Origin of the sequence: Streptomyces milbemycinicus (genome assembly GCF_002154605.1) — a bacterium.
Classification (GTDB): Bacteria; Actinomycetota; Actinomycetes; order Streptomycetales; family Streptomycetaceae; genus Streptomyces; species Streptomyces milbemycinicus.
This window is the reverse complement of sequence record NZ_MUNE01000205.1, coordinates 1-14,069: the sequence shown is the minus strand read 5'-3', so window position 1 is coordinate 14,069 and position 14,069 is coordinate 1. Positions and strand designations below refer to the sequence as shown.

Genomic DNA, 14,069 nt, shown 5'->3' with positions numbered 1-14,069 from the left:
CTCAGCGTACGAGTGGTCGAGCTGGTCACATCCCTCGCGGAACCGCCACCTTGAGCCGCATGTCAGCTCAGGCACAGACCCAAACCCCCGGCGCCGTGTTCACCCAGCGGTTCAGCTCCACGCTCAAGGGCGCCAGGCTTGCCCGGCTTCTCGCCCTCCGTCAGCTCGACGAGTGGGGCTTCCCCTGCTGGAGCGCGGAATCCGACACGGTCGCCGCGATCGTCGCGGAGCTGGCCGCCAATGCCGCCACGCACGGCCGCGTACCCGGCAGGGACTTCGAGGTCCGCCTCATCCGCACCGCGCACACGATCCGCATCGAGGTCGCCGACACCCTCTCCGAGGCCGGACCGCCTACCGATCCCGCGCCGGTCGCACCCCCGCCCGACTCGGAAACCGGCCGTGGCCTCCTGCTGGTCGCGGCCATCGCCGCACGCTGGGGAGTCACCGACCGACTGGGGCCCGGTAAGGCGGTGTGGGCGGAAACCGACACCTGAGCGTCAAGGAGTGAGCCCTGATGCCGGTGATTTGTGGTGAGTATGAGACGGCGACACGCCGTCACTTCGGCGTGTCGCCGTCTCATACTCACCACAAATCCATGCCCCTCAGGTCGGCTCGCCCTCGTCCCCTCTAACGCTGCCCGTCGGCCTCCCGGAGCAGCGGCTTGTTGCGGTCGTTGATCCAGGTCGCGAAGAAGCGCCGGGGATCCTGGTTGAGCCAGTCCCCGATGGCCACCGTCCCGCTGGAGAGTGCCTCCAGCGGTGATGCCACCCGGTGGCCAGCATGCTCGGCTGTCTGCCAGAGGATGTCGTCTTGCGCGCTCATGTCGGCTACCTCCCCCTGTCGAGCACCTGATAGCCGCACCGTAGCGCCGCATGCCGACAGCCTGCCGCGCCTCGCTTTGACGAAGCATACGGAGGAGTGCATACTTATGCTAGCTAGTGCATGAATCCAAAGGAGAACCCCGTGACCGAGCGCGTCGTACTCGCCTACTCAGGCGGCCTTGACACCTCCGTCGCCATCGGCTGGATCGCCGAGGAGACGGGCGCCGAGGTCATCGCCGTCGCCGTGGATGTCGGCCAGGGCGGCGAGGACCTGGACGTCATCCGCAAGCGCGCGCTCGCCTGTGGGGCGGTCGAGGCGGAGGTCGCGGACGCCAAGGACGAGTTCGCCGAGGAGTACTGCCTCCCGGCGATCAAGGCCAACGCGTTGTACATGGACCGCTACCCGCTGGTCTCGGCGCTCTCCCGGCCCACGATCGTGAAGCACCTGGTCGCCGCCGCGAAGAAGCACGGTGCGACGACCGTCGCCCACGGCTGCACCGGCAAGGGCAACGACCAGGTCCGCTTCGAGGCCGGAATCTCGTCACTGGCCCCCGGCCTGAAGTGCATCGCCCCGGTCCGCGACTACGCGATGACCCGGGATGCGGCCATCGCCTTCTGCGAAGCGAAGCAGCTGCCGATCGCGACCACCAAGAAGTCCCCGTACTCCATCGACCAGAACGTCTTCGGGCGGGCCGTGGAGACCGGCTTCCTGGAGGACATCTGGAACGCGCCGATCGAGGACGTGTACGAGTACACCTCGAACCCGGCCACCCCGCGCGAGGCCGACGAGGTGATCATCACCTTCGACAAGGGCGTCCCGGTCGCCATCGACGGCCGGCCGGTCACCGTCCTCCAGGCCATCCAGCAGCTCAACGAGCGGGCCGGGGCCCAGGGCGTCGGGCGGATCGACATGGTCGAGGACCGGCTCGTCGGCATCAAGTCGCGGGAGGTCTACGAGGCCCCCGGCGCCATCGCGCTGATCACCGCCCACCAGGAGCTGGAGAACGTCACCGTCGAGCGCGAACTGGCCCGCTACAAGCGCCAGGTCGAGCAGCGGTGGAGCGAGCTCGTCTACGACGGGCTGTGGTTCTCCCCGCTCAAGCGGGCCCTCGACGGCTTCATCGCCGAGGCCAACGAGCATGTCTCCGGTGACATCCGGATGACCCTGCACGGCGGCCGCGCGGTGGTCACCGGCCGCAGGTCCGACAAGTCGCTGTACGACTTCAACCTGGCGACCTACGACACCGGCGACACCTTCGACCAGTCGCTGTCCAAGGGCTTCATCGAGATCTTCGGCCTGTCCAGCAAGATTGCGGCCGGTCGGGATCTCGAGCAGAGCTGATCTGAGCTGAGCAGGGCTGAGCTGAGCTGAGCTGAGCAGAGCTGACCGCGGGCAGCCAGTAGCCTGCATGTCATAGCCGCCTCCTCGCCCCCGGCGGGGAGGCGGCCGCACATCCACACCCCTCAAGGAGCAACGCGTGAGCAACGGCAACAACGGTGACGTACGCCTGTGGGGCGGGCGCTTTGCCGACGGGCCGTCCGAGGCACTGGAGAAGCTGAGTGCCTCCGTGCACTTCGACTGGCGCCTGGCGCCGTACGACATCGCCGGCTCCCGCGCCCACGCCCGCGTCCTGCGCGCGGCGGGGCTGCTCACCGAGGACGAGCTGGAGCGGATGCTGGCCGGGCTCGACCTGCTGGAGGCCGACGTCGCCTCCGGCGAGTTCACCGGCACCATCGCCGACGAGGACGTCCACACCGCGCTCGAACGCGGCCTGCTGGAACGGCTCGGCCCCGACCTCGGCGGCAAGCTGCGGGCCGGGCGCTCCCGCAACGACCAGGTCGCCACGCTCTTCCGGATGTATCTGCGCGACCACGCCCGGATCATCGGCGGCCTCATCGCCGATCTGCAGGGCGCGCTGGTCGGCCTCGCCGAGGCCCACCCGGACGTCGCCATGCCCGGCCGCACCCACCTCCAGCACGCCCAGCCGGTCCTCTTCGCCCACCACGTCCTGGCCCATGCCCAGGCGCTCTCCCGGGACGCGGAGCGGCTGCGGCAGTGGGACACGCGCACGGCCGTCTCGCCGTACGGAGCGGGCGCCCTGGCCGGGTCCTCGCTGGGCCTGGACCCGCAGGCCGTCGCCGCCGACCTGGGCTTCGAGGGCGGCTCCTCCGCCAACTCCATCGACGGCACGGCCTCCCGCGACTTCGTCGCCGAGTTCGCCTTCATCACCGCGATGATCGGCATCGACCTCTCGCGGATCGCGGAGGAGATCATCATCTGGAACACGAAGGAGTTCTCCTTCGTCACCCTCCACGACGCCTTCTCCACCGGCTCGTCGATCATGCCGCAGAAGAAGAACCCGGACATCGCCGAGCTCGCCCGCGGCAAGTCCGGCCGCCTGATCGGCAACCTCACCGGCCTGCTCGCCACCCTCAAGGCCCTGCCCCTCGCGTACAACCGCGACCTCCAGGAGGACAAGGAGCCGGTCTTCGACTCCTGCGACCAGCTGGAGGTCCTGCTCCCCGCCTTCACCGGCATGATGGCGACCCTCACCGTCAACCGCGAGCGCATGGAGGAGCTGGCCCCCGCCGGGTTCTCGCTCGCCACCGACATCGCCGAATGGCTGGTCAAGCAGGGCGTCCCGTTCCGCGTGGCACACGAGACGGCGGGGGAGTGCGTCAAGGAGTGCGAGCGGACCGGCATCGAGCTCGACCAGCTCACCGACGAGCAGTTCGCCAAGATCTCTCCGCACCTGACGCCGGAGGTCCGGACCGTCCTCAACGTCCCGGGCGCCCTCGCCTCCCGCAACGGGCGGGGCGGCACGGCCCCCTCGGCGGTGGCCGCGCAGCTCGTCGAGGTGAAGGCGGACCTGGCGGCGCAGCGGGAGTGGGCGGACGCCAAGCGCTGACGCCCGGCACAACCGGCCTGACGGCCAGCGGGTCACCGGGCCACCCCCGGGGCTACCCGCTACCCGTCTACCCGTCTACCCGATACAAGGAGGCAGACAGACCATGGCGTTCGCGCGCCTCGCGGAAGTCACCACCCCCACGGCCCGGATCGGCCTCGGCCTGGCCGCCGTGGGCCGTCCCGGCTACATCAACCTCGGCCGGGAGCGGGACCTCCCGGCCGAGCGCACCGTCGAGGCGATGCGTGAGCGCACGTACGAGGTGCTGGACGCCGCGTACGCGCGCGGCGTGCGCTATCTGGACGCCGCGCGCTCGTACGGGCGGGCCGAGGAGTTCCTGGCCGGCTGGCTGGACCGGCGCCCCGAGGTGCGGGACGTGGTCGTCGGCAGCAAGTGGGGCTACACGTATGTCGCCGACTGGCGCACGGACGTCAAGACACACGAGGTCAAGGACCACGGCGTCGCGACGTACGACCGCCAGAGCGCGGAGAGCCGCGCCCTGCTCGGCGACCGGCTCGACCTGTACCAGGTGCACTCCGTCACCCTCGGCAGCCCCGCCCTCACAGACCCCGAACTGCACGCCCGGCTGGCCCGGCTCGCGGCCGAGGGCGTCACGATCGGGCTGTCGACCAGCGGCCCCGCCCAGGCGGACGCGATCCGCGCCGCGCTGGAGGTCACGGTGGACGGGGAACCGCTGTTCCGTACGGTCCAGTCCACGTACAACCTGCTCGACCCCTCGGCAGGCGCGGCCCTGGCCGAGGCGCACGAGGCGGGCCGGGCGGTAATCATCAAGGAAGCCGTCGCCAACGGCCGCCTCGCGGCCCCGGACCAACTCCCGGAGGCGCTGCGCCGTATCGCCCAGGAGACGGGCGCAGGCCCCGATGCGGTCGCCCTCGCGGCGGTCCTGCACCAGCCGTGGGTGAGCGTCGTCCTCTCGGGCGCGGCGACCACCGCCCAGCTGGCCTCCAACCTGGCGGCGGCACAGCTGACGCTGGACGAGGGCCAGCGGGAGTCGCTGGGGGCTCTGGCGGAGCCCCCGGAGGACTACTGGCACCACCGCGCGCAACTGCCCTGGGCCTGAGGAGCTTCCCTCGCCTTTCCCCTGCGGCTCCCCCGCGAGGGAAAGGCGAGCCCCGCCCCCGCCAGGGCTCGCGCCGCGCCGCAGCGCGGCAGCCGCCGTAGCCCCTACCGCCCCGTCAGAAACTCCCGCACCGCCCCCGCGTACGCCTCCGGCGCGTCGTCGTGGATCCAGTGGCCGCACCCCGCGAACTCCCGTAGCGCCGTGCCCGCCCGACGGGCCGTCATCTCGTGGGCGTGGGCGGCCGGGAGCATGGGGCTGTGTTCGCCGCGGAGCAGCAGCGAGGGGCAGTCGGAGCCGAGCCAGTGAGCCCAGAAGTCGCCGCACATGGCCCGCTGCGACTCCATCAGCTCGCGCGGCGAGAACAGCAGCCGCCAGCCGCCGCCCCCGGGATCCGGTTCCGCGCTGTCCAGGAAGTACGTGGCGTCGGGGATCCCGCGCGACTCGATCTCGTGGCGCAGCGCCTCCCGGTCCGCGGCGCCCGTGGGCCAGCCGGAGACGTCGAGGACGGGGTGGTCGGCCACCGGGCGGTCGGTTACGGCGCCGATGTCCTCGATGACGAGCGCGCTCACCAGCTCCGGGTGGCGGGCGGCGAGGGCGTACGCGATCACCCCGCCCGTGGAGTGGGCGACGACCGGGACCGGGCCCAGGCGCAGGGCGCGCAGCAGAGCGGCGGCGTCGGCCGCGTACTCGTCCAGGGAGAACGGCCCGCCGCCCCCGGTCAGCCCGTGCCCCCGCAGATCGGGGGCGATCACCCGGTGGCCGGGGGCGAGGGCCGCGGCCAGCGGCGCGTACAGCCGGCCGCGGCCGAAGTGGCCGTGGAGGGCGAGCACCGGGGCGCCCGGCCCGCCGAAGTCCAGACAGGCGACGCGGCGCCCGCGCAGAGGGATAAAGCCGGGGACGGGAGTGATCATCAGCCGTACGCTAGCCCCGCGCCGACCGGGGCGACCACCGGATTTCGCGGGCGGGGCCCGTACGCCACACGTGGCTGGCGAGGGGGCACGGGGGCGGAGACGATGGGGCTGACCAGGACATAACCCCTGCCGTCAGGCGAGGTCCCGAATGCCCATACGCACCGCCTCGGCCGCGAGCACCGCGGAGCCCGGCACCAAGAATCGCGCGAGCGCACTGCACAAGGTCCGGTACGCCGTACGACATCCCCAACGGGTGCCACGCTATGTGCGGCGGCTCGCCCGGGATCTGCGGCTGCGCGTCTCCACCCGCGATCACATCGCCTACTACCGGGCGGTGATGCGGGACGACACCGCCCGGAACCCCGAGGCGGCGGTGGGCAGCGCCTCGCATGAGCGGTGGCTCGCGCTGGGGGAGATGCAGTACGACTATCTCCTGCGGCACGGTCTGCGGCCCGACGACCGGCTGCTGGACATCGGATGTGGCAATCTGCGCGCCGGGTGGCGCTTTATCGACTACCTCGACGCGGGCCACTACCACGGTATCGACATATCGCCGGATATCCTCCTCGCGGCCCAGGAGGTCGTGGCGGGCCGTGGCCTCCAGGCCAAGCTGCCCCTGCTGAGCCTGGTGCGCGATCTGCGCCTGGCGGCGCTGCCCGAGGCGCACTTCACCGTGGTGCATGCGCACAGCGTCTTCTCCCACTCGCCCCGGGAGGTCATCGACGAGTGTCTGGCGCATGTCGGGCGGGTGCTCGCCCCGGGCGGATACTTCGACTTCACCTTCAACCGCACCGAGGGCTCCGAGCACCATGTGCTGCGCGAGGACTTCTACTACCGCACGGCCAACCTGGTGCGGCTCGCCGCGGACCATGGGCTCGCCGCGCGGTTCATGGACGACTGGGAGGAACTGCCGCACCGGCAGTCGAAGATCCGCGTCACACACGGCGACGTACACAGCGACGAGGCCGCCTGAGCGATCGTCAGGCGGCCTCGTCTCGTACAAAGGAAGGTCAGGCGGCCTTCGCCTTCGTGGCGTACATGTCCACGTACTCCTGACCGGACAGCCGCATGACCTCGCTCATGACCTCATCCGTCACCGCCCGCAGCACAAAGCGGTCGCGGTCCATGCCCTCGTAGCGCGTGAACTCCAGCGGCTCGCCGAAGCGGACCGTCACCCGGCCCGGCCGGGGCAGCCCCTTGCCGCCCGGCTGGAGCCGGTCCGTGCCGATCATCGCGAACGGCACCACGGGGGCGCCCGTCATCAGGGTGAGCCGGGCGATACCGGTGCGGCCGCGGTAGAGGCGGCCGTCGGGGGAGCGGGTGCCCTCGGGGTAGATGCCGAACATCCTGCCCTCCTCCAGCACCCGGCGGCCGGTCATCAGCGCGGCCACGCCGCCGTGCCCGCCGTCCCGGTCCACCGGGATCATGCCGACGCCGGTGAAGAACCAGGCCATGAGCCGGCCCTTGAGGCCCTTGCCCGTGACGTACTCGTCCTTGCCGATGAAGACGACCTGACGGTCGCAGACCAGCGGCAGGATCATCGAGTCGATGAAGGTGAGATGGTTCCCCGCCAGGATGACCGGGCCGGAGCCCGGGATCCGCTCAGCCCCCTCGACCTGCGGGCGGAACATCAGGCGCATCAGCGGACCGAGCACTGCCTTCAGGAACACGAATCGGGACAACGGGCCCTCCGGTCGGGGTCATGAGCTGAGGCGCCCGCGTACGGCAGGTTGGCTACTCAGGGTGAGTCAACCCGATACCGCACGCTTGCGCCGATGAGACGATACTCGCCGGTCAAGCCCCCGCGCACACCGGGTTCACCCACCTGATACGCACTGTTGACCCACGTTTCCCACGCGTTCTGCCCAACGTCTCCCGTAGGAAAGCCGCTCCACCCTACGATCGGGCCGTCTTTTGATCAGGTTTTGACAGGTAACGGACTCCACAGCGAGGAGTGTCATGGAGCGGGAGCAGAAGCCTGGACGTCGCGCCATCCTGGGGGCCGCGGCCCTCGGCGCGGGGGCGATGGCGCTGGGCGGGGCGGGTACGGCCACGGCGGCGGAGGCGTCCGGAGAGGCGTCCGGGAAGGGCCACGGCCTGCCGGTGCCCACCGTGATCGGGCACCGCGGGGCCAGCGGATACCGGCCCGAGCACACGATGGGCTCGTACCAGCTCGCGCTCGACTTGGGCGCCGACATCATTGAGCAGGACCTGGTCCCCACCAAGGACGGCCATCTCGTCTGCCGCCACGAGAACGACATCACGGCCACCACGGACGTCTCCGCGCACCCGGAGTTCGCCGACCGCAAGACCACCAAGACCGTCGACGGCACCGCGCTGACCGGCTGGTTCACCGAGGACTTCACGCTCGCCGAGCTGAAGACCCTGCGCGCCAAGGAGCGCATCCCCGGCAACCGCCAGCGCAACACGCTCTACGACGGCCGCTGGGAGGTGCCCACCTTCGAGGAGGTGCTGCAGTGGGCCGAGCGGGAGGGCCGTAAGCGGGGCCGCCGGGTCTGGCTGTACGTCGAGACCAAGCACCCCACCTACTTCCGCAAGCTGGGGCTCGGCCTGGAGGAGCCGCTGGCCAAGCTGCTGCGCAGGTACGGCCGCCACAAGAAGGACGCGGCGCTGTTCCTGCAGTCCTTCGAGCCGAGCAGCATCCAGCGGCTGCGCAAGCTGGTCGACACCCCAGCGGTCGTGCTGCTGTCCACCATCAACAGCCGCCCCTGGGACTTCATCGAGGCGAACGACCCGCGCACCGTCGCGGACCTGGTCAAGCCCGAGGGCCTGAAGTGGATCGCGGGTTACGCCCAGGGCATCGGCCCCGACCTGTCCGTGATCATCCCGCGCACCGCCGACGGCAAGCTGGGCACCCCGACGAGCGTGGTCAAGGACGCGCACGCGGCCGGTCTCGTGCTGCACCCCTACACCATGCGCAACGAGAACACCTTCCTGCCCGCCGACTTCCGGCGCGGCACCGACCCCAACGCGTACGGGGACGCCTTCGGCGCCTTCAAGAAGTACTTCGAGACGGGCATCGACGGCATCTTCTCCGACAACCCGGACACCGCGCTGCTCGCGGCGGAGGACTTCCGCAAGAGCCGGTGAACACCCGCCCGGTGCGCGGCGGTGCCCTGCCCGTACAGAGGGGGACACCGCCGCGCGCCGCGGCGTTTTCATCAAGCTGGGCCGCGCTCCGTCGGCCCGCGTTCCGGCGCGTCAACTCGCGTCCGTGCGGCCACCCCCTCGGGTGAGAGACCGGCACACCGGCAACCGGTCCCGACCCGCCCACGTCCCGCCGGGTATGGATCTTCTGGAAAAACTCCGCCCGCTGCTCGCCGCCGAGGCGGCGGCCGAGGCCTACGGCGTGGGCATCGAACCCGCCGAGCTCGAACAGGCGGTGTGGCTGCGGCTGCTGGAGCGCACCCGCGCGGACGGGCCGCCGCCCCAGCCCGCGGCGTGGCTGCGCGGCGCGGTCCGGGCCGAGGTGCGCGGGGCCAGGCGCCGGGCCCGGCGGGAGGTGCCGTACGACCCGGCGGGCGACGGCCCGCCCTGCGGCCCCGACTCCCGGCCCGCCGAGCACGCCGAGCACACCGAGCCCGCCGAGCACGCCGTGCTCCGGGCGGAGACGGGCCGTGTGCTGCGCGCGGCGGTGCGCCGGCTGCCCGGCCGCTGTCCCCTATTACTGGGCGCGCTGCTGTCCCGCTCCGACCCGACGTACCGCGAGATCGCGGGGGAGTTGGGAATGTCACAGGGCAGCCTGGGCCCGGTACGTTCCCGATGTCTGGGTTGCCTGCGCAGAATGCTCACGGCGGAGATTGCGGCTCCTGAACTCTGGGGAAAGGAGCGTTAGACAATCGGCGCCTCGGAGGCGGACGTGCATCCTCACGACGGCTCCAGTCAGGCCAGCACCCCGGTCGCGTCCTTACCCTCAGCGCGGCCGGCGGACCGATACAAGGGGAGGCATGCGCACATGGGCATGAGCGTGACCATCTCTGCGGCGACCGCGGACGACGCCGAGCAGATCCTCAAGTTGCAGTACTTGTGCTACCAGCGGGAAGCCGAGCTCTACGGGGACTACTCGATCGAGCCGCTGACCCAGTCCCTCGACGACCTCCGTGCCGAACTGGGCAAGGGCTGCGTGCTCGTGGCCCGGCTCGGCGCGGAGGTCGTCGGGTCGGTCCGCGGCACGGTCGACGACAAGGGCACCGCCGCCATCGGCAAGCTCATCGTGCACCCCCGGATGCAGCGGCACGGTCTGGGCGGGCGGCTGCTCGCGGCGATCGAGGAGCGGCTGGCCGGGGAGCGGGACGCCAAGCGGTACCGGCTGTTCACCGGCCACCGCAGCGAGGGCAATCTGCGGCTGTACCGGCGTTACGGCTATGCGCAGGTGGGCACCGAAGAGGTCAACCGCCGGCTGAGCCTGGTCACCCTGGAGAAGGAGGCCACGCCCTCGGCGTACGCGGCCAGCGCCTGAGGTCCGTAGTTTGTGGCAGCGCTCGGGGCCCGCCGGGATCAGTCCTGGCGGGCCTTGCGCAGCCAGATGAGCCCGGTGACCGGCAGGAAGATCGGGATGAAGAGATAGCCCATCCCGTAGTCCGACCACACCGTCTGGTCGGGGAAGGCGGAGGGGTCCGCGAGCGTCCAGGTGCCGATGGTCAGCACGCCCAGCAGCTCGGCGGCGCAGCAGACGAACGCCGCCTTGCGCGCCCCCTCCCCGCCGCGTACGAGCGAGACGGTGATGAACGCGTACACGACCGCCGAGACCGCGGAGAGGATGTACGCGAGCGGGGCCTCGTGGTACTGCGCGACCAGCTGGTAGATCGAGCGGGACGCCGCCGCGACGGTGAACACCCCGTACAGCAGCACCAGCAGCCGACCCGGCCCCTGGCCGAGCCCGGCCGGGCGGGCCTTGTCCGGCCGACCAGGCTGCTCGGCTTCGTCGGCCGTGCTGGATTCGGGCGCTGACTCAGGCACCGGTGCCTCCCCAGATGTCGTACAGCCGCACCTCGAGTACGGCCAGCACCACCGCGGCCGCGGCCACCGTCGCAGACCCCCACCGGGTCCGCTCCGCCAGCGACATGAAGGCCGCGATCGGTACGGCGAGACCTGAGCCGACCAGATACGCCACGAAGATCGCCACACTCTCGTCGGGCCGCTGCCCGCGCGCCAGCTGGACGATCCCTATGACCAGCTGGACGAGGCCCAGCAGGGTCACCACGGCCATGCCGATGAAGTGCCAGTCCTTGGTGGGCTGGTCGCGGTAGGTGGCGAAGCCGCACCACGAGGCGAGTGCGAGGGCGGTCACACCGAGCGCGACCGTCAGCGCGTCGATCAACGGGACCTCCGCGCGGTGCGGCGGCGCACACAGGGGGTGGCAAGCATGGGACGAGGGTAATCGGCCGGGGAGGGCACTGTGTTTCCGCCCCCGAAGCGACCCCGTACGCTGACGCGATATGAAGATCTCCGCCGACGCCCTGCTGTTCGACAACGACGGAACCCTGATCTCGTCCCTGGAGTCGGTCCACCGTTGCTGGAGCCGCTGGGCGCGGGAGTACGGAATCCCGGCGGAGGACTTCGCGCGGGTCGAGCTGCACGGCCGCCCCGCCTCCGACATCATCGGCGATCTGCTCCCCGCACACCGCGTACCCGAGGCCCGCGCCCGCATCGACGAGCTGGAGCTGGCGGATGTGGCGGGCGGCGGGGTGGTGGCGCTGCCCGGCACGGTCGAGCTGCTGGGGCGGCTTCCCGTGGACCGCTGGGCCGTGGTGACCTCCGCCAACCGCGAGCTGGCCGAGGCTCGTCTCGCCGCGGTCGGGATCTCCCCGGCGCTGCTGATCAGTGCGGATGACATCACGCGCGGCAAGCCGGACCCCGAGCCCTTCCTGCTGGCCGCGGACAAGCTCGGCTTCGCCCCGGCCCGTTGTGTGGTTTTCGAGGACGCCCCGGCCGGGCTCGCGGCGGGCCGGGCGGCCGGGATGCGGACCGTGGCGTTGACCACAACGGCCGACCGGGACCAGCTGGTCGCCGATGTCGTCGTCAAGGACCTGTCGGCCGTGTCCGTAAAGGCCACCGAGGGCGGGCTGGAGATCACGGCGGGGGAGTGAGCCGACCGCCTACCGTCCACAGACTGATCCGACAAGTCCGCTATTCGGACAAGTTTGATCGGCCCGTATATGTGTCTGCTTTACTTACGCCCATGACCACGACGAGCAGCCGCGCCACCGCGACCGAGGCGATCCAGACGCCCGGTGCTCGCTGTATGTGTCGAATGTGTGACCGCTGAGGGCCCCTGCCTGAGCCTCGCGCCCCGAAGCGAGACCTGCTGAACGCGCCTTCGTCCGCACCGATCCGCACCGATCCGTGCCGGACTGCGCCGCCCCGCGTCACCGGAACCCCGAAGCCGCGCCCGCGCTCGCGCTCGCGTGCGCCCAGGGCACTCCACGCCGCGTTCCGCAATGAACGAACCGTGCCCGGCGGCACCATCCGCCGTGCACTCAACAGTGACGGAAACCCCTGTGATCACCACGACAGACCTGACCAAGGTCTACCGCTCACGAGGCCGCGAGGTCACCGCCCTCGACGGCGTCGACCTCCATGTCCGGGAGGGCGAGGTGTACGGCGTCGTCGGACAGAGCGGCGCCGGCAAGTCCACCCTCATCCGCTGTGTGAACCTCCTGGAGCGCCCCACCTCCGGCACGGTCACCGTGGCCGGCCAGGACCTCACCGCGCTCGCCGGGCGTGGGACGCGGGCCGGTTCGGCGCTGCGCAAGGCCCGCACCGGGATCGGGATGGTCTTCCAGCACTTCAACCTGCTCTCCTCGCGCACCGTCCGGGACAACGTCGAGCTGCCGCTGGAGATCCTCGGCGTATCCGGCAAGCAGCGCACCCGCAAGGCCCAGGAACTGCTGGACCTGGTCGGCCTGGCCGACAAGGCGAAGGCGTTCCCGGCGCAGCTGTCCGGTGGCCAGAAGCAGCGCGTCGGCATCGCCCGGGCGCTGGCCGGCGACCCCAAGGTGCTGCTGTCGGACGAGGCGACCTCCGCCCTCGACCCGGAGACCACCCGCTCGATCCTCCAGCTGCTGCGCGATCTGAACCGGCAACTCGGGCTGACCGTGCTGCTGATCACTCACGAGATGGACGTCGTCAAGTCCATCTGCGATTCGGCGGCGCTGATGCGCGACGGGCGGATCGTGGAGTCCGGCGCGGTCGCCGAACTGCTCGCCACGCCCGGCTCCGAACTGGCGCGGGAGCTCTTCCCGGTCGGCGGGGAGCTGCCGGGCACCGACCGGACCGTGGTGGACGTCACGTTTCACGGTGAGGCCGCGACCAAGCCGGTCATTTCCCAGCTGGCGCGTACGTACAACATCGACATCTCGATCCTCGGCGCCGCCATGGACACCGTCGGCGGCCGGCAGGTCGGCCGGATGCGGATCGAACTGCCCGGCCCGTTCGAGGAGAACGTCGTGCCGATCGGGTTCCTGCGCGAGCAGGGGCTGCAGATCGAGGTGGCCAGCGGCGCCGAGGCGGCGCTCCGCGCGGCGAATGACGGCAAGCCGGCCAAGCTGACCAAGGAAGGTGCCAAGTGACCTGGTCCGAGATGCAGCCCCTGCTGGAGCAGGCATGTTGGGACACGCTCTACATGGTCGGCTGGTCGGCCCTGATCGCGGTCGTCGGCGGACTGCCCCTCGGGGTGCTGCTGGTGCTCACCGACCGCGGCGGGGTGCTGCAGAACGTCGTGGTGAACAAGGTCGTCGGCCAGATCGTGAACATCGGCCGCTCCATGCCGTTCATCATCCTCATGGTCGCGCTGATCTCCTTCACCCGCTGGATCGTGGGCACCTCGATCGGCCCCGAGGCCGCGATCGTGCCGCTGGCGATCGGCGCGATCCCCTTCTTCGCCCGGCTGGTGGAGACCTCGGTGCGCGAGGTGGACGGCGGGCTCGTCGAGGCGGTGCAGTCGATGGGCGGCTCCACCTGGACCGTCGTACGCAAGGTCCTGCTGCCCGAGGCGCTGCCCTCGCTGATCTCCAGCGCCACCACCACGATCGTCGCGCTCATCGGCTACTCGGCGATGGCCGGCACGGTCGGCGCCGGCGGCCTGGGCGACCTCGCCATCCGGTACGGCTACCAGCGCTTTGAGACCGAGCTGATGTGGATCACCGTGGCGATCCTGGCGGTGGTGATCTCCATCATCCAGTTCGCCGGTGACTTCGCCGCCCGTGCCCTGTCGCATCGCGGCCGCTCCTCGGCCACCTCGCGGCTGCGGCCGGTGCGCGCCACGAAGCGGGCCGAGGAGCCCGGCCCGGTGGCCAAGGTCGCCGAGGCATCCGAGGCCCCCTGAGCC

At 71.0% G+C, this 14,069-nt stretch carries 16 protein-coding genes; 11 read left to right on the top strand and 5 right to left on the bottom strand.

Annotated elements, in window-relative coordinates; translation table 11 throughout:
- The first annotated feature begins 59 nt into the window (after positions 1–59).
- Entirely contained in the window at positions 60–494 is a 435-nt protein-coding gene (locus tag CCN51_RS17880; protein WP_014175067.1) for an ATP-binding protein, read from the top strand.
- Between the two features lie 133 nt (positions 495–627).
- Here CCN51_RS17880 and CCN51_RS17875 read toward each other — a convergent pair whose 3' ends face one another.
- On the bottom strand, positions 628–822 hold the full coding sequence (locus tag CCN51_RS17875; protein ID WP_014175066.1) for a hypothetical protein: 195 nt from the start codon (positions 820–822) through the stop codon (positions 628–630).
- 141 nt (positions 823–963) lie between these two features.
- Here CCN51_RS17875 and CCN51_RS17870 point away from each other — a divergent pair, with 141 nt between their 5' ends.
- The 3 genes from CCN51_RS17870 to CCN51_RS17860 all read left to right on the top strand — a co-directional run bounded on the left by CCN51_RS17870 (position 964) and on the right by CCN51_RS17860 (position 4,808).
- Positions 964–2,163, top strand: a complete 1,200-nt coding sequence (locus CCN51_RS17870; RefSeq protein ID WP_014175065.1) for an argininosuccinate synthase — start codon at positions 964–966, stop codon at positions 2,161–2,163.
- Positions 2,164–2,299: 136 nt separating this feature from the next.
- Positions 2,300–3,730 (top strand): argininosuccinate lyase, encoded by a 1,431-nt coding sequence (gene argH / locus CCN51_RS17865; protein ID WP_014175064.1) that lies wholly within the window; start codon positions 2,300–2,302, stop codon positions 3,728–3,730.
- Between the two features lie 103 nt (positions 3,731–3,833).
- On the top strand, positions 3,834–4,808 hold the full coding sequence (locus CCN51_RS17860; RefSeq protein ID WP_014175063.1) for an aldo/keto reductase: 975 nt from the start codon (positions 3,834–3,836) through the stop codon (positions 4,806–4,808).
- Between the two features lie 104 nt (positions 4,809–4,912).
- Here CCN51_RS17860 and CCN51_RS17855 read toward each other — a convergent pair whose 3' ends face one another.
- The gene (locus CCN51_RS17855) at positions 4,913–5,719 is read right to left on the bottom strand and encodes an alpha/beta fold hydrolase (RefSeq protein WP_014175062.1); all 807 of its coding nucleotides are present in this window, start codon (positions 5,717–5,719) and stop codon (positions 4,913–4,915) included.
- A 148-nt stretch (positions 5,720–5,867) separates the two neighbouring features.
- On the opposite strand from CCN51_RS17855, the gene CCN51_RS17850 reads away from it, so the two are divergent.
- Positions 5,868–6,692: a class I SAM-dependent DNA methyltransferase gene (locus tag CCN51_RS17850; RefSeq protein ID WP_014175061.1), complete on the top strand. Its 825-nt coding sequence runs from the start codon at positions 5,868–5,870 to the stop codon at positions 6,690–6,692.
- A 37-nt stretch (positions 6,693–6,729) separates the two neighbouring features.
- On the opposite strand, the gene CCN51_RS17845 is transcribed toward CCN51_RS17850, so the two are convergent.
- Positions 6,730–7,401, bottom strand: coding sequence for a lysophospholipid acyltransferase family protein (locus CCN51_RS17845; protein ID WP_014175060.1), 672 nt, complete (start codon positions 7,399–7,401; stop codon positions 6,730–6,732).
- Between the two features lie 277 nt (positions 7,402–7,678).
- Here CCN51_RS17845 and CCN51_RS17840 point away from each other — a divergent pair, with 277 nt between their 5' ends.
- From CCN51_RS17840 to CCN51_RS17830, 3 genes are all read left to right on the top strand, one after another.
- Positions 7,679–8,830: a glycerophosphodiester phosphodiesterase gene (locus CCN51_RS17840; RefSeq protein ID WP_014175059.1), complete on the top strand. Its 1,152-nt coding sequence runs from the start codon at positions 7,679–7,681 to the stop codon at positions 8,828–8,830.
- Between the two features lie 196 nt (positions 8,831–9,026).
- Positions 9,027–9,575, top strand: coding sequence for an RNA polymerase sigma factor (locus CCN51_RS17835; protein WP_014175058.1), 549 nt, complete (start codon positions 9,027–9,029; stop codon positions 9,573–9,575).
- Positions 9,576–9,695: 120 nt separating this feature from the next.
- Positions 9,696–10,199, top strand: coding sequence for a GNAT family N-acetyltransferase (locus tag CCN51_RS17830; RefSeq protein ID WP_014175057.1), 504 nt, complete (start codon positions 9,696–9,698; stop codon positions 10,197–10,199).
- A gap of 38 nt (positions 10,200–10,237) precedes the next feature.
- Here CCN51_RS17830 and CCN51_RS17825 read toward each other — a convergent pair whose 3' ends face one another.
- Positions 10,238–10,699 (bottom strand): hypothetical protein, encoded by a 462-nt coding sequence (locus tag CCN51_RS17825; protein ID WP_014175056.1) that lies wholly within the window; start codon positions 10,697–10,699, stop codon positions 10,238–10,240.
- The gene (locus tag CCN51_RS17820) at positions 10,692–11,060 is read right to left on the bottom strand and encodes a hypothetical protein (RefSeq protein WP_014175055.1); all 369 of its coding nucleotides are present in this window, start codon (positions 11,058–11,060) and stop codon (positions 10,692–10,694) included. The genes CCN51_RS17825 and CCN51_RS17820 overlap by 8 nt, the downstream gene beginning before the upstream one ends.
- A 118-nt stretch (positions 11,061–11,178) precedes the next feature.
- On the opposite strand from CCN51_RS17820, the gene CCN51_RS17815 reads away from it, so the two are divergent.
- The 3 genes from CCN51_RS17815 (at position 11,179) to CCN51_RS17805 (ending at position 14,066) form a co-directional block, all read left to right on the top strand.
- On the top strand, positions 11,179–11,829 hold the full coding sequence (locus CCN51_RS17815; RefSeq protein ID WP_014175054.1) for an HAD-IA family hydrolase: 651 nt from the start codon (positions 11,179–11,181) through the stop codon (positions 11,827–11,829).
- Positions 11,830–12,180: 351 nt separating this feature from the next.
- Positions 12,181–13,311 (top strand): methionine ABC transporter ATP-binding protein, encoded by a 1,131-nt coding sequence (locus CCN51_RS17810; RefSeq protein ID WP_078610373.1) that lies wholly within the window; start codon positions 12,181–12,183, stop codon positions 13,309–13,311.
- Positions 13,308–14,066, top strand: coding sequence for a methionine ABC transporter permease (locus CCN51_RS17805; protein ID WP_014175052.1), 759 nt, complete (start codon positions 13,308–13,310; stop codon positions 14,064–14,066). The genes CCN51_RS17810 and CCN51_RS17805 overlap by 4 nt, the downstream gene beginning before the upstream one ends.
- Positions 14,067–14,069: the final 3 nt, after the last annotated feature.